This window comes from Sulfobacillus thermosulfidooxidans DSM 9293 (assembly GCF_900176145.1).
Classification (GTDB): Bacteria; Bacillota; Sulfobacillia; order Sulfobacillales; family Sulfobacillaceae; genus Sulfobacillus; species Sulfobacillus thermosulfidooxidans.
In genome coordinates, this window is the sequence record NZ_FWWY01000001.1 from 1,264,929 (window position 1) to 1,285,538 (window position 20,610).

General features: G+C 48.3%; 19 protein-coding genes and 3 pseudogenes. 11 read left to right on the forward strand and 11 right to left on the reverse strand.

What is annotated here, in order from left to right; genetic code table 11:
* Positions 1-17: 17 nt before the first annotated feature.
* The 5 genes from B8987_RS06555 to B8987_RS06575 all read left to right on the forward strand — a co-directional run bounded on the left by B8987_RS06555 (position 18) and on the right by B8987_RS06575 (position 5,099).
* The gene (locus B8987_RS06555) at positions 18-791 is read left to right on the forward strand and encodes an ATP-binding cassette domain-containing protein (protein ID WP_028962123.1); all 774 of its coding nucleotides are present in this window, start codon (positions 18-20) and stop codon (positions 789-791) included.
* Positions 788-1,801: an ABC transporter permease gene (locus tag B8987_RS06560; RefSeq protein ID WP_037912259.1), complete on the forward strand. Its 1,014-nt coding sequence runs from the start codon at positions 788-790 to the stop codon at positions 1,799-1,801. The genes B8987_RS06555 and B8987_RS06560 overlap by 4 nt, the downstream gene beginning before the upstream one ends.
* Positions 1,802-1,830: 29 nt before the next feature.
* Positions 1,831-2,823 carry an ABC transporter substrate-binding protein gene (locus B8987_RS06565; protein ID WP_051350996.1) on the forward strand — a complete coding sequence of 331 codons (993 nt, stop codon included), beginning with the start codon at positions 1,831-1,833 and terminating at the stop codon, positions 2,821-2,823.
* 78 nt (positions 2,824-2,901) lie between these two features.
* Positions 2,902-4,119 carry an anhydro-N-acetylmuramic acid kinase gene (locus B8987_RS06570; protein WP_084661034.1) on the forward strand — a complete coding sequence of 406 codons (1,218 nt, stop codon included), beginning with the start codon at positions 2,902-2,904 and terminating at the stop codon, positions 4,117-4,119.
* Between the two features lie 32 nt (positions 4,120-4,151).
* The gene (locus B8987_RS06575) at positions 4,152-5,099 is read left to right on the forward strand and encodes a ribokinase (RefSeq protein ID WP_084661035.1); all 948 of its coding nucleotides are present in this window, start codon (positions 4,152-4,154) and stop codon (positions 5,097-5,099) included.
* A 593-nt stretch (positions 5,100-5,692) separates the two neighbouring features.
* Here the strand turns inward: B8987_RS06575 and B8987_RS06580 are convergent.
* The 6 genes and pseudogenes from B8987_RS06580 to B8987_RS06605 form a co-directional block, all read right to left on the reverse strand.
* Positions 5,693-6,442 (reverse strand): hypothetical protein, encoded by a 750-nt coding sequence (locus B8987_RS06580; protein ID WP_084661036.1) that lies wholly within the window; start codon positions 6,440-6,442, stop codon positions 5,693-5,695.
* Between the two features lie 113 nt (positions 6,443-6,555).
* Positions 6,556-6,816 (reverse strand): annotated as a pseudogene (locus B8987_RS06585) (transposase); the annotation flags it as partial.
* Between the two features lie 88 nt (positions 6,817-6,904).
* Positions 6,905-7,570 (reverse strand): integrase core domain-containing protein, encoded by a 666-nt coding sequence (locus B8987_RS19585; protein ID WP_242940694.1) that lies wholly within the window; start codon positions 7,568-7,570, stop codon positions 6,905-6,907.
* Positions 7,453-7,887: an IS3 family transposase gene (locus B8987_RS06595; RefSeq protein WP_084661037.1), complete on the reverse strand. Its 435-nt coding sequence runs from the start codon at positions 7,885-7,887 to the stop codon at positions 7,453-7,455. The genes B8987_RS19585 and B8987_RS06595 overlap by 118 nt, the downstream gene beginning before the upstream one ends.
* 120 nt (positions 7,888-8,007) lie before the next feature.
* The gene (locus B8987_RS06600; RefSeq protein WP_341372085.1) at positions 8,008-8,568 is read right to left on the reverse strand and encodes a DDE-type integrase/transposase/recombinase; all 561 of its coding nucleotides are present in this window, start codon (positions 8,566-8,568) and stop codon (positions 8,008-8,010) included.
* Positions 8,569-8,585: 17 nt separating this feature from the next.
* Positions 8,586-8,744, reverse strand: a complete 159-nt coding sequence (locus tag B8987_RS06605) for a hypothetical protein (protein WP_207651508.1) — start codon at positions 8,742-8,744, stop codon at positions 8,586-8,588.
* A gap of 93 nt (positions 8,745-8,837) precedes the next feature.
* On the opposite strand from B8987_RS06605, the pseudogene B8987_RS06610 reads away from it, so the two are divergent.
* A pseudogene (locus B8987_RS06610) lies at positions 8,838-10,125 on the forward strand (IS256 family transposase).
* On the opposite strand, the gene ltrA reads toward B8987_RS06610, so the two are convergent.
* The 5 genes and pseudogenes from ltrA to B8987_RS06635 all read right to left on the reverse strand — a co-directional run.
* Positions 10,041-11,546 (reverse strand): group II intron reverse transcriptase/maturase, encoded by a 1,506-nt coding sequence (gene ltrA / locus B8987_RS06615; protein ID WP_084661039.1) that lies wholly within the window; start codon positions 11,544-11,546, stop codon positions 10,041-10,043. The pseudogene B8987_RS06610 and the gene ltrA overlap by 85 nt on opposite strands.
* A 605-nt stretch (positions 11,547-12,151) precedes the next feature.
* Positions 12,152-12,664: an IS3 family transposase gene (locus tag B8987_RS06620; RefSeq protein ID WP_242940634.1), complete on the reverse strand. Its 513-nt coding sequence runs from the start codon at positions 12,662-12,664 to the stop codon at positions 12,152-12,154.
* On the reverse strand, positions 12,661-12,930 hold the full coding sequence (locus B8987_RS06625; RefSeq protein WP_084661040.1) for a transposase: 270 nt from the start codon (positions 12,928-12,930) through the stop codon (positions 12,661-12,663). Before B8987_RS06625 ends, B8987_RS06620 begins: the two co-directional genes overlap by 4 nt.
* A 368-nt stretch (positions 12,931-13,298) precedes the next feature.
* Positions 13,299-13,472 carry a hypothetical protein gene (locus B8987_RS19940; protein WP_242940635.1) on the reverse strand — a complete coding sequence of 58 codons (174 nt, stop codon included), beginning with the start codon at positions 13,470-13,472 and terminating at the stop codon, positions 13,299-13,301.
* A 113-nt stretch (positions 13,473-13,585) separates the two neighbouring features.
* A pseudogene (locus B8987_RS06635) lies at positions 13,586-13,891 on the reverse strand (transposase); the annotation flags it as partial.
* Between the two features lie 477 nt (positions 13,892-14,368).
* Here B8987_RS06635 and B8987_RS06640 point away from each other — a divergent pair.
* From B8987_RS06640 to B8987_RS06660, 5 genes are all read left to right on the forward strand, one after another.
* Entirely contained in the window at positions 14,369-15,145 is a 777-nt protein-coding gene (locus B8987_RS06640; protein WP_084661042.1) for a DeoR/GlpR family DNA-binding transcription regulator, read from the forward strand.
* A gap of 253 nt (positions 15,146-15,398) precedes the next feature.
* On the forward strand, positions 15,399-16,655 hold the full coding sequence (locus B8987_RS06645) for a class-III pyridoxal-phosphate-dependent aminotransferase (protein ID WP_084661043.1): 1,257 nt from the start codon (positions 15,399-15,401) through the stop codon (positions 16,653-16,655).
* A gap of 41 nt (positions 16,656-16,696) precedes the next feature.
* A complete protein-coding gene (locus B8987_RS06650; protein ID WP_084661044.1) occupies positions 16,697-17,722 on the forward strand; it encodes a phosphotransferase enzyme family protein in 1,026 nt (341 codons plus the stop codon).
* An 80-nt stretch (positions 17,723-17,802) separates the two neighbouring features.
* Positions 17,803-18,579: a 3-oxoacyl-ACP reductase FabG gene (gene fabG / locus B8987_RS06655; protein ID WP_084661045.1), complete on the forward strand. Its 777-nt coding sequence runs from the start codon at positions 17,803-17,805 to the stop codon at positions 18,577-18,579.
* Positions 18,580-18,676: 97 nt separating this feature from the next.
* Positions 18,677-20,599: a primary-amine oxidase gene (locus B8987_RS06660; protein WP_084661046.1), complete on the forward strand. Its 1,923-nt coding sequence runs from the start codon at positions 18,677-18,679 to the stop codon at positions 20,597-20,599.
* Positions 20,600-20,610 lie beyond the last annotated feature (11 nt).

Consider the following 20,610-nt stretch of genomic DNA (forward strand, 5'->3'; position numbering starts at 1 on the left):
CCGAAAGGAGTGATAGAGTGTCATCTCAAAATTCGACCATTCCGGTATTGGAGTTGCAAAACCTTTCTAAGTCGTACGGAACTATCCAAGCCGTGAAAAATGCAAACCTCTCCATTAAACAGGGTGAAGTTATGGCCCTTGTGGGCGATAACGGAGCAGGAAAGTCGACATTAGTCAAAATGATTTCCGGAGCTGTTCAGCCGTCTTCGGGTCGAATTCTTCTTGATGGCCAAAATGTGACGATAAAAGGACCTTTGGACGGTCGGAATTTAGGTATCGAGACGGTTTATCAAGACCTTGCGCTCGCTCCGCATTTATCGGTCTTGCAAAACATGTTTTTAGGCAGAGAGATTATCAAACCAGGACTTCTGGGTCGTATGTTTGGAACCTTGGACAAGCGGGCTATGAAAGAAGTGGCTGAAAAGGAACTGAATAAACTTAAGATTCACATCAAATCGTTAACGCAGCCAGTTGCGGATTTGTCGGGTGGACAACGACAGGCGGTTGCCGTGGCTCGATCAGCTGTTTGGGGGAGTCGTCTTCTTATTTTGGACGAACCGACCAACCACTTAGGTGTACACGAAGTGGCAATGGTTTTGGATTTGATCCGGCAAGTACGCAATAGCGGTGTCTCGGTCCTTTACATTACACACACAATTCCTCACGTTTTCGAAGTCGCGGATCGCATCGCTGTGATGTATTTGGGATCGATTAGTGTGGTTCTCGATTCCAAAGACACCAATATGGACGAAGTAGTTGGCTACATTACGGGAACGAAGGTGAGCGCATGATTGCATCGAAAGACGACGAGGTGAGAACTGTTTCCAACCAACTGGGAAGTTGGCGAACTAAACTAGGCTCGTCTTGGATGGTCGGAGTGCTTGCATTACTTGTTGCGGTTTTTAGCATTGTCGCTCCAGGATTTCTTAGTCAACAAAATTTTCGTAGCACGACAATGTATGCGTCCGATACGTTACTGCTAGCTGTTTCCGAAACCTTCGTCATTTTAACCGGAGGCATTGATCTATCTGTTGGGGCCGTTTTGGGGCTTTCCGGTATGGTATCGTCGGATCTTATGCAGACCATGTTGATGCATGGAACAAACCAAGGAATCTCCATGGCCCTAGGAATTCTGGCAGGTCTGGTCGTCGGTTTCGTTGTTGGGTTGGTCAATGGTTTGGTAATTACTAAACTTCGCGTTACATCATTTATTGCGACATTAGGTACCATGGGCATCGCTACAGGATTGACTTTTATTATCACTAACGGTGCAGATGTTACAAATATTCCTAGTGCTATGAATGCTATTGGTAGTACCTATATTTTGGGATGGTTCCCTGTGCCATTTCTTGTGGCGGTCGTCCTAGCTGTAGGAGCAAGCCTTGTTTTAACTCATACGCGTTTTGGTGTTAGGACTTATGCCGTGGGAAGTAATCAAGAAGGGACGCGGGTAAGTGGAGTGAATATTAATAAACACCTTCTCAAAATTTATGTAATTTCCGGCGTGATTGCCGGATTGGCGGGAATTCTTGTGGTTGCTCGTTTGATGACGGGATCACCATTGGAAGGAGCTAATGATGAATTGAATGCTATCGCAGCTGTTGTCATTGGCGGAGCCAGTTTGTTTGGAGGACGAGGAAAAATATTGGGGTCTTTTATTGGTGGTTTAGTGATTGCGGTGTTAGTTACAGGGTTGGTTATCGCTGGTGTGCAACCTTATTGGCAACAGGTAGCGATTGGGATGGTGATTATTCTGGCCGTATTTATAGACCAGCAACAGCATCGTGGACGAATTTATTAGAGTGACAGAGAAAGGGGAAAGTACTGATTATGAAAAAACAAGTAGCAGTCTTGGCCTTGGTAGGTGTTGTCGGTGCAGCGGCTTTAGCAGGATGTGGAGCGTCTGCGAACAATTCTAATGCGAGCGGTTCGTCATCGTCGACGAAGCCTGCCATCACTATTGGCTATGTTCCGGGGGATTCAACGGATCCTTTCTTTATATCTATGGAGTACGGTGCTCAAAAAGAAGCGAAAAAACTGGGAGTGAAATTAATTTGGGAGGGAGCTTCGCAATACTCACCATCCCAGCAAACTCCTGTAGTTGATTCTTTGGTATCACGAGGGGTATCTGCATTAGTAGTGGCGCCGACAGATGCTAAAGCGATGATTCCTCCTATACGCAATGCAGTAAATTCTGGCATTCCCGTAATTACCGCTGATTCCACGATTGACCAAACAAGTTTGCTTACAGCGCGTGTGACCTCCAATAATATCCAAGGCGGAGAAGCAGCTGCAAAAATTTTAGCAAAACTCATCCATTATAAAGGAACGGTTGCGGTGTTAAGTCCTGCGCCTGGTATTTCTACAGATGCCGCTCGAGTTCAGGGATTTGAACAACAGATTAAAACGTATCCAGGAATAAAATTTGTGGGAATTCAGTACGATCAGGAACAAAATACCAAGGCGGCAACATTAGCGCAGGACTTAATTCTTCGTTATCCTAACTTGAATGGCATATTTGGGACTGATGATACTTCCGCGAGTGGAGCTGCGGTGGGAGTGCGTTCTGCTGGAAAGCTTGGAAAGGTGAAAATTGTTGGTTACGATGCGGAACCGCAAGAAATCCAGGATATTCAATCGGGGTTAATATCAGCGGTGATTGCCCAAAAGCCGATGATTGAAGGAGAATTGGCGGTACAATACGCAGTTGAAGCAGCTGAACACAAGCATAATATTCCGAAATTTACTGAATTGCAGAACATTATTATTGACAAAAACAACTTGTCGCAAAATCAACAATGGGTTTATAGGACTACACCATAATTGATATAAACGTTAGAGCCGGATCAAGATATGTCTTGTTCCGGCTTGCATTTAATCTGGTAATCTAGGAGGGAAATTATGGCATGGGTCGTCGGACTAAATAGCGGTTCCTCGCTGGATAGTATTGATGGTGTGCTCATTGACATGGACTTTGATGCTGAAGGATGGCCGCGATTAAAGGGTGTTGAGGCAACTGCTGAAATACCGTGGCCCGAACAAGTTCATAATGATATAGTTCGAGCTATCAATTTAGACATGCGCATTGACGAACTATGTCGTTTAAATTTTGTAGCAGGGGCAGTATTTTCTAAGGCTGTGAATGCGGTATTACACAAGGCGTCGATTCCTGCGTCTGAGGTTGCGGTGATAGGAGTGGACGGACAAACGATTTACCAAGAGCCACCTTTGAGGCAAAAGTGGGTGGGAACCGAGTTCCGTAATGCAGTAGAAGCGTTTCGGGATGGGCGACTGGGATGCACGTTGCAAATTGGTGATGGAGCAGTGATCTCTGCGTTGACTGGAATTCCTACTATTAGCCAATTCCGTCCTGCTGATATTGCTGTGGGAGGAACAGGGGCTCCGATAGAACAATTGTTAGATTATTTTCATTACCGGCACATTGCGCCTGTTGTTACGCTGAACATTGGTGGTATCGCTAATATTCATGCCGTTCATGCTGATCAAAATAAGATGATGGCATTTGACACGGGACCTGGAAACATCTTGATGGACCGATTGGCTCAAACTAAATTTGGGTTACCTTATGATAAAAATGGTACGATTGCAGCGACAGGTCATGTAAATTCCTCTGTGTTGGATTTTTTGATGACCCATCCTTTTCTTCGCCGAGATCCACCTCGAAGCGCATGGCGTGAAGATTTTAGTTTGAAATACTTACAGATGATTCTAGATAAATTTCCTGCTGTTGAACCTCGAGATATGATGGCGACAATGGCGGAATTCACAGTGCAGGCCATACTACAATCGCTACACCGTGTTCCCTTTTTAGATGAAGTATCTTTTCTAATTGGCAATGGTGGGGGCGTATATAACGATGTGGTAATCAATAGTTTAAAACAGCAAATTCCTCAACATATTCATTTTGTCCTCTCAGATCAATTTGGGATTCCTGCAAAGTCAAATGAAGCCGTTAAATTTGCGACTTTGGGATTTGCCACAATCCATCATCTATCAGGGAATATTCCTCATGCTAGCGGTGCTACGCGTTTTGCTGTATTGGGACGAGTGCATTATCCTCCTTATTCTACAGATTTTGAATTAGACGTAACGCAGTAATATTTTATACTTTAGTGATTGGTGGTGCACTGATGGCGTACGATGTCATAGTTGTGGGTAGTATTCTTGTTGATATACCGGTCTGGGTTGCTCGTGATCCCATGCCTGGAGAGACCCTTGTAGTGCAAGACAGTGGGATGTTTGCAGGGGGGAAAGGACTAAACCAGGCATGTCAAGTGGCACGATTAGGAGGCCATCCTTTATTTGTTGGAGCTATTGGTAATGATATCCTTGGAAAATTTCTTCGGAAGACCGTCCTTGATGAAATGAACAACGATAATGGATTGATTGAAATTGATTCTTCGAAAACGTCATATGCTGTTCCTGTCATCAGTCCCGACAATCAGTACATTTTGCACGTTTCTGGAGCTAATCATATGTTGACTGCCAGTCATGTCCGGAACCAATTATCTATGGATTTTTCAGCTCGAATACTTATGGTTCAGGGCGAAATTCTGCCTTCGACCTCTATTGTTGCTATGGAGTATATGAATAAATTAGGTGGAATTGTTGTACTGGATCCTGCTCCAATGGAAGCTATCAATGTGGAAATGTTACAAAACGCCACTGTTTTAACACCCAATTTGGTGGAGTTTGCTCAACTTATTGGACTTTCTCCTTTAACTGATTTCGATTTGTGTAAAGGAATCGAAATATTGTTTTCAAAATATACCAAATTGAAATTAATAATGGTTACATTAGGAGAAAATGGTGTGATGTTTGCTGAACGTGGCCAGAAACCTGTTCATATTCCAGCGCCTAAAGTTAACGCCGTTGATCCTACAGCGGCTGGAGATGCATTCAATGGCGCGTGGGCATGGGCCGTTACGCAAGGATTGTCGTGGTTTCAGAGTGCGCAGGTAGGAGTACATGTTGGTGCCCTTGCGGCTTCTCATAAGGGAGCTCTTCCGTCCTTGCCGCGATATGCTGATATTAATTTGGAAGCCATTTTTGAAACTCAAAAAGATTCTAATGAATAGGTGCAGGTTTAGACATAGTGCCGGACAATCTCCCTCTAGATTTAGGCCATGCCGTATCAAGGCATTTAAGGAATCCGTGAGTCCCGGTACGATCGAAAGAATATCTGCTTTTGTTCAGGAAACAGGCCGCAAGTCTCTTGCGTTTGATGGAGTCAGATATGATGCCGTTGGCACTGGCAGTGATGGACGTCACAGCGGAGTCGTGGCAGCAAGCCCATGACGATTCCAAGCATCTAACGTTAGGCGGAATGTCGCACCGGAGATCCTAATGTACAAATTAGCCTCAAGAGGATATTTAACATTCTTCAAAAATTCCCCGTTCGCTACTCGGGAATAGGAAACTGAGCACATAATATGGGTTGTGGGTTGTGTCCCTCGAAAGCCGTTAACACCGCGATTCTTTAAGAAATGTGTAGAAAAGAAAAAGCCTGGTGAGCTGTTTTCTATATTGGTTGTGCTTTTGAAAGATATCGGCAACCAAAGTTAATGAGTAATCTTGGCAGCTCGACCAGGCTTTATATTTTGGTGTAACGTATCAATTCTTTATGAACTCAAATTGTTCTTCATCATAGATTTTCATCATACTCTCTTTTCTATGATTGATCGGCCATATAAAGCGAGAGTATCCAAACAGGACCCGCCACGGATAAGACTAAATCGATGACAAACATCAATATACCACCCACAAATCCAAGGCTATGGATAATAAAGAAAACAAGCCCCATGACGAATATATAGACAATGCCGGTTAAGATAATTCCCAGCAATAAGCTTCCATAATGAGCCGAGCGAAAACTCGCAGCAAAGCTTTGACTCCATGGGAGCTGGTCGACAAATAATCCACCAGTCATGCGAAGCACCCATGGCATTGAAAGTACCAAACCCACTAGAACGACAATAACGCCGATACGGTGTAAAAGCATAACAAATATGCCAGCGAAGATCATTAACGCAAGAAAGTACAAGATCATGTATAAAATGAATCCCCAACCCCGTCCATATAAACGCCTTCCCATTATCCAAAATGTCTCCCAAGACACACGCTTGCCGCGAACCGCTTGCCCATAGAGTCCATAAATTGCAGCAGTCAGAAAAGGTCCCGCAGCTAATAGGATGAGATCAATAATCAGAAAACTGCCAGCAAAACGTGCCATATTGTAGGACAATGCGGGTGAATTATTCATAAAGACAGGATGGGTTATAAGCGCGAATATGCCTCCGGCACCAATGAGGACCAAAACGAGAAATAAAAGAAGGGAAAAGGCAGCTGTCCACACGATAGCGGTCCACGTTCCTGCTTGCTGAAGGGCTTGTTGCCAAATGGCGAGAGCTCTGCTTAGCATTTTATATTCCTCATTTCACGTATTTGATCTCACTCTATCGCAAACTCCTTCCGCGTATGATATAGGTCAAGTCCTAATTTGTGTGTAAAAGCGTTCCCTGGGTTTGCGAGTCGTTAGGCGACGACCGCGGGTCCCGCAAGCGGCGGCGCATCCGCCGCCGCTTGAGACCGTTTCGCCTGCCAATACGGTTCGAGGTTCAGGTACCGCTTGCCGGTGGTCCACATCTCATGCTGCTCGAGCAATAGCGCACCGACCAGGCGGATCGCCGACTCCCGGTTCGGAAAAATCCGAATCACCCGTTCTCGGCGCCGGATCTCGGCATTGAGGCGCTCGACACCGTTCGTGGTGCGTAATCGCTGGCGCAGCGACTCGGGGCGGTTTAACCCCCAATTTCTAGACACTAGTCCTGTTCGCATGATATTTCACGGGATATCGATGCTATGGTGAAAAATACCAATCCAGTCAGGGGACATTCCTCCGCTTCGCTCGCTGCGTCGAGGATACCGCCCGGCGGGCCGGACGTCCAGAGTCCGCGAGGCCGCTGCTCCGCAGCGCTCTGGACCCCCTCGGCCCCCGGGCAAAAACCGCGGTCAAGAGCGAAGCGACGAGCCCGTCTCGGGCTGGCTTCTTAACACCGCACCGGGTGAATCGTGGGCGCGTGCCGGTTTGGCACTGCGCATAGTACACGGCAGGAGCCCAATCGTGCAAACTCCCATGCATGCGGCGTTCATTGTAAAAACGGATCCACTCGGCAGTCACCGTATACGCCTCTGCCAAAGTCTGAAAGACCTGATTCCGCCAACATTCTCCTTCGAGCAGACTGTGCCAGGATTCGATGTGGGCATTCTTGTTAGGAGTCGCCACCGGAATGCGTTCGTGAGTTATCCCTAAGACCTGACACCCTGTGGCCCATCGCTGAGCCACAAATTGGGGCCCGTTGTCGGTGCGAATCACCGGAACGTGGGGACCCCAATCGGCTTGGCGAGCTCGCACGGCGCCTTCCAAGGCGCCTAAGGCTTGAATAGCGGTACAGTGAGATCCGAGATGATACGCCAGAATGCATCGATCAAAGACATCGATGACACTGCAGAGATAAAAAACCGATCTTCTCCCGCAATGTATCCGTATTTCAAATCCATTTCCCAGAGTTGATTGGGGCCCGTCACCACCCGATTGGCGGCCAGAACACGGGGCGGGCGGTTGCCGGAGGGCCGCAAGGGTTGTCCTTGTAAGAGATCGGCCGATCGCAAGAGACGATAGACCGTCTTTTTGTTGATGATCAATCCGTGTTCTCGTCGGAGCCATGTCGTCAACTTCCGATATCCATAAGCCTGACCGTCTCCCGCCATGATAAACTCGCTGAGCCATTCCAGGACCTGCCCTTCCGCCACTTTGGTGTCGTTTGCCGTCCACACATAGCGATTCCGCCCCCCAAATTTGGACATTTGCGATCTCTTTCACGCGGATACGCATTGGGACATCCTATCAGCCCTACGGGCTGGGACTGGGGGACAGGGCCAGGGCGTCACCTCGCCCCTGTCCCCCAGTGCAAAAGTCTCGCTCTTCTATACTCTGACGGGCATCCAGGTCGCTTGCCCTCCCGCGACCCGTTTTCGCATCGTCGCCGGGGACCAAAATTCTAGGCTCCCATGCAGCCGATCTTGGTTATAAAAGGCAATCCATCGCGTTATGGCCGCATAGGCCTCGCCATATGTGGCAAATTCTTGAGTGAGACACTCGCGCTCCAACTGAGCATGCCACGACTCAATAAAGGCGTTTTTATTCGGCGTGGCCACCGGAATGCGTTCATGTTCCAGACCATAGGTGGCACAAGCCGTTTCGAATGCCTCGGCGATAAACTGGGGGCCATTGTCGGTCCGCAGAACGGGAGGCGTCTGCCATTCCGATTGACGCTGGATCACCGCGTGTTTTAGGGTTCGCACAACATCCGTCGCCTGACAATGGAGTCCCATGTGGTAGGCAATAATCATGCGGTCACACACATCGATAATGGCTTGGAGATATAAAAACCGATCCTCACCCGCAATATACAGTAGAGTAAGAGACAGGACGTCGTCGTGCGATTTTCCTGCCTCTCCTCTCCGAACCGGACGTGCACCTCTCAGCGCATCCGGCTCTCCATTTACGTGTCGCTCAAAGCGAAAGCTACATCAGCATAGCGGGATTCATGCGAGTGGACAGTGGGGTTGGCTGGTGCACGCAGATAGGGATTTCCCATCGGCGTATGCCAGAGAAAACGACCTTTGGTGGTCGTCACCAGACGTTGGAGGGCTATCGTCACATAGTGCCCCTCACTGTTACGGAGAATGCCCCATTTTTCGTGGAAATTGAAACTAGCGATCCTGATGGCTCTCTGGTTTACTAGAGAGGTCTGATCCATCATAAGGAGGAATCGCTAGTGAGTACCAGTATAAAGAAAAATCGCTTCCCGAACAGCCGGTGACGGTGCCGTGGGTGGACATCCTCCAGGATGCCGAAGACGGGTTATTGGCGCTGTCGATCCGGGTCGGATTGCAGGTTTTGCAACAGATGATGGCGGCCGAGGTGGAGCAGTTAGCGGGGCCTAAAGGCCGTCATGATCCGCAACGCCAAGCGGTCCGACACGGGACCGAAGTCGGCAGCGTCTTTTTGGGGGATCGCAAAATCTCCGTTCCGCACCCCCGGGTGCGGGCCGCTGATGGCTCGGAGGAATTCCGTTAGACACCTACCATCAGTTTCAGGACCCGACGCTGGCGACACAAGCCGTACTGGAACGCATGCTGTATGGCTTAGCGAGCCGCCAACAGCGCCATGCCGATGCAGCCTTTGAAGCCGCGATGGAGCAGCCAGGCCCCAGCAAAAGCACGGTGAGCCGCCGCTTTATCCAAGCCACCCAACAGGCCCTTGACCGCTTTCTCCAGCGCCGGTTGGATGACCGGACGTGGGTGGTGGTGATGATCGATGGTTTGCGTGTAGCGGACCATCTGGTGGTGGGCGCCTTAGGGATTGATGCGGACGGTCACAAGCGTGTCTTGGGATTGGTCGAAGGGGCGACAGAAAATCATACCGTAGTCATGGCCTTATTGCAGGATCTCATCACTCGCGGCCTGACGGCCGCGCAGGGATTACTCGTGGTCATCGATGGGGCCAAGGCCTTAGCCAAAGCCGTGCACGACGTCTGGGGAGACCAAGTCCTCATCCAACGCTGCCAAATCCACAAGCAACGGAATGTGCTCGACCACCTGCCGAAATCGGCCGAAAATCGGGTCCGCCAGCGCTTACGGAAAGCGTATCAAGAACCGGATGCGGACAGGGCCGCGCAGGCATTAGAAGCGCTCGCGAAAGAGCTCGAACGGGATCATCCCGGCGCCGCCGGGAGTCTCCGGGAAGGACTGGCGGAAACGTTAACCGTCCATCGATTGGGCCTGCCGGGCCTCTTACGCCAAACGTTGGCGAACACCAATGCCATGGAATCCATCAACAGTCAATTTCGGACCCATGCGCAAAATGTCAAACATTGGACCAATGGGCAACAAGTCTTACGCTGGTTGGCGTCGGCGAGCTTTTTTATCGAAGACACGTTGACGCGGATCCCCGGCTATCGCGAGATTCCCGTGTTGCAAACGGCCTTAAAAGCCACGTGTTCCAAAACGCCGGAACAAAAAACCGAGCAAATCGGATAAATCACGAGAAAGGATGCGCTAGCGAAATTCCACGAAGCTTGGGACAACCTCCTGTTACGCCCGCGTAGCACCCAGGTCTTGGCTTGGCCCGGTTTGGGTGCCTGCACATAGCGCTGCATGAGGCCGGGGAATCCTTCCCGATACTTCCGGGCAAGCCAGTGGCCCAGCTTCCAGAAGATGACCCGGTCGAGGCGACCAAACATCGTCGCCGTGTAGTCCGTGTACTGGTAAAAGTTTGCCCAGCCCCGGATTTGCTGATTGAGATGTTCCACCATATCGAGGGGATTTTGGCTGTAGTCTGTCGAGAGCTGTTGCACTATTTTCGCCGCGAAACCCCGATATTTCTCCCAAGGAATGGTCGTCACCGGACGCCTGCGCCCGGTCGGACCACGTTTCCGAATGATACGATGCCCCAGAAAGACAAAGCCCTCATTCACGTGGGTGATATGGGTTTTTTCCATATTCAGCGTGAGGTGCAATTGGTCCTCCAGGAAGGCGCGGCAGGCGGCGCGGATCGTTTCCGCATGGGCTTTGGTTCCTTTGACGATCACCACAAAATCATCAGCGTAACGGCAATAGGAAGCCGCAGGCTTCCACTCGCGGCGTTCTTGCACCGCAATGGGCCGTTGGCGGCGTATGCCGTCATTCCATGCCCAACGGTCCTTGCGGACCTTGGGGCTGAGGTATTGGCTGTGCATCCACTGGTCGAACTCGTTCAACATGATGTTCGAGAGAATCGGCGAAATAACCCCGCCCTGCGGCACTCCTTCATGGGCCGCACGGAACAGATTATGCTCCACATGTCCGGCCTTGATGAAGCGCCAGAGGAGCGCCAGAAAGCGGCGGTCTACCACGCGGCGCCGGACCGCTTTGAGCAGGAGCCGATGATGGACGGTGTCAAAGTAACTCGCGAGGTCGCCTTCAATGACCCAACGTCCCGCGGTCGCGCCCCGCGCGTCATCCCCCAGCAGTTGGAGTCTGACGGCGCGAATCGCATGGTGGACACTGCGTTCTGGCCGAAACCCATAGGACGCGGGGTGAAAATCGCTCTCCCAAATCGGTTCCATGGCCATGAGCATGGCGCGTTCGACAATGCGGTCGCGTAACGTGGGAATCCCGAGTGGACGCCGTTTCCCGTTTTTCTTGGGAATGTACACCCGGCGGGCTGGTTGGGGTTGATAGGTGCCCGCCAAGAGTTCCTGGCGAATCCGAGCCAGTTCCTCGGGCAGGTGCGCCTCCAGTTGGCGTTTGCGGACGCCATCAATGCCGGGCGTATGAGCGCCCCGAGATGCCAGCGTGATGCGAGCCGCTTCCGCGAGCCAGGTCGGGTGGGCTATCAGTCGGAGCAGACGGTGAAACCGTCGGGTGGGATTCTCGGTGGACCATGTCGCTAACTTGCTTTGCATTTCGCTGATTATCAAAGGTCTTCACCTCTCTCGGTCAGGTAATTTGCCCAGCATGTCACGTAAACTGCCTCCCTTCGCCATGTAACCGGCTTTCCCGGTCTCGGACTACTACGGAGGCTCCGTCAACGGGGTGCGCGTCGGGGGACCATCCCTTGGCATCGCACCCCGCCTTCCCCAGTTCACTGGTGGGACGTGATGCGGGAGTGAGGTTGCCGATCGCAGTCTTTATCCTGGCATGCCGCCAGTCGCTCCGGATATCTCTGCCTAGCGACGCGCTCTCAGAGATCCGGGTGGGGCCCGCCTACATATCTGGCCACACTGTGGATGAGCGGAGCATACATGTCCCCGCTCATCTTCCGGAACCTGCCTATTAAGCCGTGTAGGCAGGGGTGACATTTCAACCTGCAGATGCGTGTTAATCGGTTCGTGTTCCTCAACCGTCTCCCGCTCAGCCTAGAGGCTCATCTTGGCGTAACGGCTTCGCCGCAAACCCCGTTTCCTGTGGACTACGTCACCGTGCGTATGTCCCGCACGTCACCGCCACTTCGGCTCACTCGCCCGCGTCGCCGGGCGAGGGCAGGTTCCAGCGCGTTCGCGCTGGTCCTGCATTCCACACCAGCTCAAGGAACTTGGGTCTCCTCTCGGGGAGACTGTCGTTCGCTGGGCGTACCATAGGTAATGTCCGTTTGCCAGAGCTGATTGGGAGCCGTAATGATGCGGTTCCGCGCCAGCCGGCGCGGATGCCGGATGCGGCGTTTTCGCTGAGGCCATAATAAGTGCCACTGTCGAAGGAGGCGATACACCTTTTTGAAACTAATCTGTAGATGATAGCGTCGTCGCAAGACCCATGTGATTTTATGATACCCATAGGCCGCATTTTCCGTCGTCAGAATATCGGTAATCCAGTCCATAATCTGGCCATCGGCGATTTTCTGGCCATTTTGTGTGACGCTGTATCCTCGCGGAGGTCGACCCGGCGCCTGATGGCGCCGATCCGGTTCCCGATGGCGTTGGCGATGACGCCACGCATAAAAGGTAGCCCGTGAAAGGCGAATCGTCGCACACCATCGGCGAAGGGGCACCTGAGGAGCGCGGTGATGCCAATCCATCACGTGTTCACACAATTCTGTCACGGACGGATCCCCTTTTTTTGCAGCAGATCTTGAAGCATAGCAATCTGCAGATCTTTTTCCCCGAGTAATTTCTTTAATCGTTCATTTTCGTCTACCAGACTCATGAGATCGTGGGGATGGTGGGCCGCCTTCATCGCCTCACGCACCCAGCGACGCACCATGGATGGACTCAGCTGATGACGACGAGCGACTAATGTCGCATTTTGCGTGTCTTGAGCTTCTTGAACAATCTGTTGCTTGAATTCCGGTGAATAGGTTTGACTCATCGTGCACACTCTCTCCTCTGAACTGATAATTATCCTACCAGGAGAGATCGCGATTGTCTCGTCTTCTTAAGGGGCTTAAAAGATAGCCTCGCCGGGGTCGACCTCCCCCGCGTTTCGGCGTCCAGGACGCCGGACGCTGTCTTCGAGCGCGCCATGCGTAATACGTGGCCCGGGCCACTCCCGCCAACTGACAAACGCGGGTAGGCGGGTATCCCTGCTGGATCCACCGATGGGCTACTTCACATCGGTCAGAGAGGCCCGGGGGGCTTTTTTTAGGAGATCATGCAATATCGCAATCTCTAAATCTTTCTCCCCTAATAATTGTTTCAACTGATGATTTTCCGTGGTGGCTTGCTGTAAAGCTTTCTTTAAGGCACGCGCTTCTTCGGGTGTCCCGTGTTTCGTGGCCGTTTGCACCCTTTGTGTACGAGACGAACCGATAATCCATGCCGGCGGGCGACAGCCGCCGCATTCCGGATATCCAGCGCTTCTTGGATGCACTGGGCTTTCAATTCTGGGGTGATGGTTTTCGACTCTCCCATGGGGTTCACATCCTTTCATGATGAAAATGATGTCAGAATTTTCCGCAGCGATAACTGTATGGGATCGTATCGCTTTGCGTAGGAGATGTCTAGAAGCATTTGGGGGCTTAATAGACCAGCGCTTTTTCGTGCCGTTGGTAGCGGTCAAAGAGCGTCGGACTAAACTCGCCGTCCCGCGTCCGCGGGACCTCTAGCGTCACCGTGCCGACGCGCGTCGTGAGGTGCCGACTCCGCGACCCATTACGATATCCGCGCCGCTCTTCGGTCCGTTCATACCGGTTGGCCTGAAGATGTTCCGTCACTTCCGCTTCCAACACCTGATTGAGGACCTGTTGTAATAAGAGAGCCAAGGCGTTGTCTTTTTGTCCCATAAGGGCTTGGATTGTTTGATCATCCAGTGTAATCTGATAGTGAGCCATTGTGTCATCCTCCTAAGATTTGTGAGTTGTCTCGCTTTCAAATCTACCAAGGAAACGCAATGGCTTTGAAATTTTTAAGCCCTTTTACACACAATATCGGACTCTACTTATGATATATAAACGCAAAAAAATCATCTTATGACATCCATTAACTTTTCGAACGTCTTTCTGGATACTATTTGTTTTTATCAATGAAGAAGATCAATTCTGTTTCAGTTAGTCGAAAACGTAAAAACAACGAAGAAACTTGGCCCTGTGCGCAATAAAAAATTCGACAGCATTTGGGTTTTTTCGCGATTGGCTTTTATTTATTTTGATTCGTATTTGATATACTCGATTTAACAATTCAAGTGTGAATGTAAATATGAGTTTGAGTAATTTTTTTGATCTGTGTAAATACATATTATTTGAAATTTTTTGAGCGTACAATTCGAACGTGTTATGTCAGAACGATATATGCTTGAGGGGTTAATCACTGTGTCTGTGTCATTCGAAGAACGAAAAAAGATTATTATTGAGAAACTTTCCAAAGAAGATGTCATTCATGTTCCGGCGTTGGCCCAAGCTTTAAATGTTTCATCAGAAACCATTAGACGTGATTTAGATCGTCTAGAAAAAGAAGGTAAACTTAAAAAAGTCTATGGTGGTGCGGTTAAAGTCACTTCTCTCATCCAGGAACCTTCATTTGAACAAAAAATGCAGATTAATCCGAAGGAAAAAGAAGCAATCAGTCGCACTGCAGCATCGCTAGTGGAAGACGGTGATAGGATTTTTATCGGTGGTGGCACCACACCATTATCATTAATTCGATATTTGGAAGATAAGAAAAATGTCACGCTTATTACTCCTTCCATACCCGTGATGATTCATACTTTAGAGATTTTTCACGGGCATGTTATCTTTATCGGGGGAGAAGTCAATCGTGAACAGCAACTCGTCCAAGGTCCCTTAGCGGAATGGACTACTAAACAAATTAGGGCCAATAAAGCCATAATTTCTGCCGGGGGTGTTTCCTTGACGGACGGTATCACCGATTTTGATCTCAATCAAGCGCACATCTCTCGAATCTTAATTGAACGTTCCGAAATGACCATTATTTTAGCTGATCATTCTAAGATGGGTCAAACAACTTTTGCTCACATTTGTGCACTGCAGGATGTATCCATAATTGTATCTGACTGGCGCTGTTCCCGAGAATGGCGATCTAAGCTTCATACCGAGGGGGTTGAATTATTATTGGCTGAACAGCAATGATTAATAAGACAACCTAAACATGAATCCTTTCGCGATCGCGGGAGGATTATTTTTTTTTGTAACATTCTATCTAAACAATGTTAGATAATCTCACAAATATATTTGTTTGATTACTGATTGCGTTGACTATTTTGGAATAGTTATCTTACAATCACTTTAAACTCACATAAAACAACATAATTCCACATTACAAAAACTAGATTTTGTGAGTTGTATCGTGGATATCTAACAAAAACAAAAAATGGAGGTATTCATGATCATTACGGATGTTGCAGATAAAGAGAGAGTATTGCGCCAGTCAGTGGACTTCTGGAACCCCGGTAAGACCATAGAATGGCAACACGATGGCATCAGTTTGGTTATGGGTAAACGAGAAGGATATTATTTTTACGATTTAACAGGAAAGGAATTTATGGATGTTCACCTTAATGGCGGTACCTTTAATCTGGGGCATCGCAATCCGGAAATTATCCAGGTTTTGATAGATGGGATGCAAGAATTGGATATCGGGAATCACCATTTTCCATCGTTCACCCGTGCTGCGCTTGCAGAAACAATGGCTAAGTCTACGCCGTCCAACTTAAAGTACTCAATTTATTCTACTGGTGGCAGCGAAGCTATTGATGTTGCATTAAAGTCTGCTCGATATGCCACCCAAAAAAGAAAAATTGTTTCGATTAAAAATGGTTACCACGGGCATACTGGCTTAGCCGTAGCGTTAGGTCACAAACGTTATTCCCGTTTGTTTTTAAGTGAAGGCGATCCAAACGAATTTGTCCATGTTCCTTTTAACGACTTGGATGCCATGGAATTTGCATTGCGAAACGAGGATGTGGCTGCTGTGATTGTTGAAACAGTGCCGGCTACTTATGGATTTCCTCTTCCGATGCCTAATTACTTACCGACCGTGAAAAGCTTATGTGAACGTTACGGAGCACTTTATATTGCTGATGAGGTGCAAACGGGTCTTCTGCGTACCGGAAAACTTTGGGCAATTGAGCATTACGGCGTTAAACCGGACATTCTGGTAACGGCAAAGGGGTTAAGTGGTGGTATTTATCCGATTGCCTGTACTGTTGTTAGTGAACGGGTCGGACAATGGATGTCCGAAGATGGATTTGCGCATATGTCAACATTTGGAGGATCCGAATTGGGATGCCTTGTTGCTATGAAAGTCATGGAAATCACACAACGTGACTCCGTTAAGCAAAACGTTCATTGGGTGGCGCAATATTTGCGGAATGGACTTGAGGTTATTCGACGTCAGTACAGTGATTTATTAGTGGACATCCGTCAATTAGGGCTCGTTATGGGCCTGGTGTTTGCCCATCCTCAAGGGGCTAAGCCCATTATGCGTGCCTTATATCAGAATGGCGTGTGGGCGATGTATTCCATGCTTGATCAACGGGTTTTGCAGTTTAAACCGGGTATACTCATCGACCAAGCATATTGTGATGAACTCTTATCACGTGTGGAAACCAGTCTACGCCAAGTAGCTCAAGTCATGTAACGTCGGAAGGCAGTGTGTTCCTGTATTGGAGGAATCTACCTATGTCCGAAGTGCTGATCAATTCGTTGGATTCTGTGATTAAAAACGCTCTCGATAATTATTCGTTCTTGTCGGGAGCATCCATCCGTTTATTGAATAAGTCGGAAAATACCACCTTTGTGGTTGAGAAGCCGACCACCAAAAACCGATGGATATTACGACTAAGCCGTCCTGGTTATCATACGAAGACTGAAATTGAAGCAGAATTACAGTGGATGAAGGCGATTCGACAGAACACATCGATTATTGTTCCGGAACCGGTCGCAGGTAATAATGGGGACTATGTCCAATCGATTCCGGATCAGACAAATCAAGATCCGTACTATTACACGCTATTCACCTTCTTGGATGGGATTCCTCCAGACGAAAACAACTTTAATAGTCTTCTTCATTACTTTCGAAAATTAGGGGAAATCACAGCCCACTTGCACAATCATGTTCAGCAGTGGGTCGAGTCAAATGACATTGCGCGTCCTGAATGGGACTTCGATACAATGTTGGGTCAGAATCCTCGATGGGGACGGTGGCAAGATGGTCCAGACATTACCTCAACACAGATGTCATTGTTTAAACACGTTGTTGAGACGATTAGCATAAGGTTAAAAAAATTCGGCAAAACAGAAGATCGGTTTGGATTAATTCATGCTGATCTTCGCTTAGCGAATTTATTGATCGACCAAGAACAAATTAAGGTTTTAGATTTCGACGATTCAGGTTATAGTTGGTTCTTATATGATTTGGCGTCTGCACTCAGTTTTATTGAGCATAAGCCTTATATCCCCGCGTTGATCGCTGCATGGCTGACAGGATATGAAAGTTTACGCGTGATTCCCGAGAGAGATAAAGAAGAAATTCCTACCTTTATTATGCTTAGACGCTTATTACTCTTAGCTTGGTTGGGGACACATGAGAACAGTGAAACCGCTCACAGTGTTGTCAATGACTTTACCCTTGAGACCGAAATCCTTGCAAAAAAGTACCTCTTAGACTTTGGTACACGATTTGTTGTAAATACTTTGTCATTGTGACCTCGTGGTTAGTTTAGGAATCTTCCGGCATCGATTCAATATTACAAATTGAAGAAACTGCATGAAAGGAGGGCTGGCTCGTGTGGGCTTCTGTGGTAGGAAAATCGGTGGTCATTACTGGCGCTACCAAGGGTATCGGAAAGGGCATTGCTCGCGTTTTCGCCCAACAAGGTGCAAAGGTCGCAGTAATAGGTCGCGTTTTAGAGCAAGCCGAGGCTTGTGCCGAGGAATTCCGATCGAATGGCTGGTACGCTCAGGCGTTCTATGCTGATGTAAAGAATTGTCGTTCGCTAGAGCAAATGGCCAAGGAAGTAAACAGGTCATTTGGAGGAATTGATGTATTATGCGCAAATGCGGGTGTGTTTCCCAGTATGACAATCGAAGAGATGAGTAGTGAGCAGTGGGATCATGTGATGAATACGAACGCCAAGGGTACCTTTTTCTCCCTTCAAGCGTGTTTACCTTTTTTAAAACGAGCAGAATATGGCCGGGTTATTATCACTTCATCCATTACCGGCCCCCTCACAGGATATCCCGGATGGGCTCATTATGGAGCCAGCAAAGCGGCACAACTCGGTTTTATGCGTAGTGCTGCCATAGAATTGGCACCCTACCACATTACTGTCAATGCTATTTTACCTGGGAACATTCTGACCGAGGGACTTCAAGATATTGGAACCAATTACCTAGAGAGAATGGTAAGTAGCATACCCCTCAAACGCCTGGGTTCCATAGATGACATTGCCTATGCCACCTTGTTTTTGGCTTCAAAAGAAGCGGGATATATAACGGGACAAACATTGATCATTGATGGTGGACAAACCTTGCCCGAAAGCTTAGATGCTTTAACTTACTAATCCTTTACTATTACTATTCGCCTATCTACATGATGCGTAAGTTTCACGGTTAGCTGAATTGGATATTTATGCTTTTTACTTAAAGGAGTGATACCCAATGAGTATTGATGTTCAAGAAATGCCATTAGTTCGTCATCCCTTGGAACCATTAACCCCAGAAGAGATTAGGGCTGCAGTAACCATATTACGAGAGAGTAAAAAGATTTCTAAGGCGGCACGGTTTGTGTCTGTGACATTGCAAGAGCCAGCCAAGGATGAAGTCTTGCGCTATCACCAAGGAGATGTTTTTGATCGGAAAGCATGGATTTTGCTCCTTGACAACGCTGACGAAACAACTTACGAAGCAGTGATATCACTGCATCAACAGAAAGTGATAACATTTGACCGCATTGTGGGCGTTCAACCTTCGATCATGTTGGACGAATTTGTAGAATGTGAAGCTGCCGTAAAAGCGAATCCTGAGTTTCAAGCCGCCTTACGGAAACGTGGCATAACAAATTTTGATTTGGTTATGGTTGATCCGTGGTCGGCGGGAAATTTTGGTCGGGATGAAGAGCAATCCCTCCGACTCTCGAGGGCACTAACGTGGTTACGCAGTTCGCCACACGACAACGGATATGCGAGACCTATAGAGGGATTAGCGGTTCTGGTCGATCTTAACAAGATGAAGGTCATACGCGTGGAAGACTACGGCGTAGTTCCGATTGCACCATTAGATGGAAATTATACACCGCAAGCTGTTGGGGAACTACGTACGGATTTAAAACCTCTCGATATTGTACAATCCGAAGGACCGAGTTTCACTATTTCAGGTCATGAGATTCGTTGGCAAAAATGGCAATTTCGTATTGGTTTCACACCCAGAGAAGGTCTTGTTTTATATACGATTGGGTATGAAGATCAAGGGCGGATACGTCCTATTATGTATAGGGCGTCACTGTCTGAAATGGTTGTTCCCTATGGTGACCCAAGTCCTACACAGTATACCAAGAACGCGTTCGATGCGGGTGAATATGGGATTGGGATGCTGGCTAACAGCCTAGAGCTGGGATGTGATTGTTTAGGCGTTATCAGATATTTTGATGCGCATATGACCGACAGCCGGGGACATGTTGTCACAATTCCTAATGCGGTTTGTGTACATGAAGAGGATTTCGGTACGCTTTGGAAACACACAGATTGGCGTACTGGAGATGTGGAGGTACGGCGTTCACGTCGTCTTGTGGTGTCTTCCATTTCAACTGTAGCTAATTACGAATATGGGTTTTACTGGTACTTTTATCTTGATGGTACCATTCAATTTGAAGTGAAATTAACGGGAATTGTTTCAACAGCAGGATGTTTGCCCGATGAAAAGCCAAAGTACGGTACATTGCTCGCTCCCCAAGTATACGCGCCCATTCATCAGCATTTCTTTAATGTGCGTATGGATATGATGATTGACGGAGTAAATAATTCGATCTATGAGGTCAACACCATATCCGAACCATTGGGATCCGATAATCCATATGGTAACGCATTTTATGCTCAATCTACATTGCTGAAAACTGAACAGGATGCGCAGAGAACCATAGACATAGCGTCGGCCCGGTATTGGAAAGTCGTTAACCCATCAGTGCATAACGGCTTGGGTGAACCTGTGGCATATAAAATCGTTCCGGGAGAAAACTGTTTTCCATATGCCCAACCCGATGCAAGTATCTTAAAACGTGCAGGATTTATCACCAAACACTTTTGGGCTACTCCATATGATTCCAATGAAAAGTACGCGGCGGGAAATTATCCCAATCAACACATTGGCGGAGATGGCCTATTGGAGTGGACTCAAGCGAACCGTTCGATTGAAAATACCGACGTTGTCGTATGGTACACCATGGGCCATCACCACATTCCTCGCCCCGAAGATTGGCCCGTCATGCCCGCTGCATATATTGGATTTCATCTTAAACCCGTAGGATTCTTTGATCGCAATCCGGCACTGGATGTTCCGCCTCCACCCCCAGGCGGTTGTTTGGTATAACCATCTTCCAC

What these genes read in the sequence shown, in the direction of transcription:
- B8987_RS06660 (WP_084661046.1), top strand. Translation starts at nt 18,677, where the DNA reads ATGAGTATTGATGTTCAAGAAATGCCATTAGTTCGTCATCCCTTGGAA.
- B8987_RS06595 (WP_084661037.1), bottom strand. Translation starts at nt 7,887, where the DNA reads ATGTCCAAATTTGGGGGGCGGAATCGCTATGTGTGGACGGCAAACGAC.
- B8987_RS06645 (WP_084661043.1), top strand. Translation starts at nt 15,399, where the DNA reads ATGATCATTACGGATGTTGCAGATAAAGAGAGAGTATTGCGCCAGTCA.
- B8987_RS06625 (WP_084661040.1), bottom strand. Translation starts at nt 12,930, where the DNA reads ATGAGTCAAACCTATTCACCGGAATTCAAGCAACAGATTGTTCAAGAA.
- B8987_RS06580 (WP_084661036.1), bottom strand. Translation starts at nt 6,442, where the DNA reads ATGCTAAGCAGAGCTCTCGCCATTTGGCAACAAGCCCTTCAGCAAGCA.
- B8987_RS06575 (WP_084661035.1), top strand. Translation starts at nt 4,152, where the DNA reads ATGGCGTACGATGTCATAGTTGTGGGTAGTATTCTTGTTGATATACCG.
- B8987_RS19940 (WP_242940635.1), bottom strand. Translation starts at nt 13,472, where the DNA reads ATGGGAGAGTCGAAAACCATCACCCCAGAATTGAAAGCCCAGTGCATC.
- B8987_RS06565 (WP_051350996.1), top strand. Translation starts at nt 1,831, where the DNA reads ATGAAAAAACAAGTAGCAGTCTTGGCCTTGGTAGGTGTTGTCGGTGCA.
- B8987_RS06560 (WP_037912259.1), top strand. Translation starts at nt 788, where the DNA reads ATGATTGCATCGAAAGACGACGAGGTGAGAACTGTTTCCAACCAACTG.
- B8987_RS06650 (WP_084661044.1), top strand. Translation starts at nt 16,697, where the DNA reads ATGTCCGAAGTGCTGATCAATTCGTTGGATTCTGTGATTAAAAACGCT.
- B8987_RS06570 (WP_084661034.1), top strand. Translation starts at nt 2,902, where the DNA reads ATGGCATGGGTCGTCGGACTAAATAGCGGTTCCTCGCTGGATAGTATT.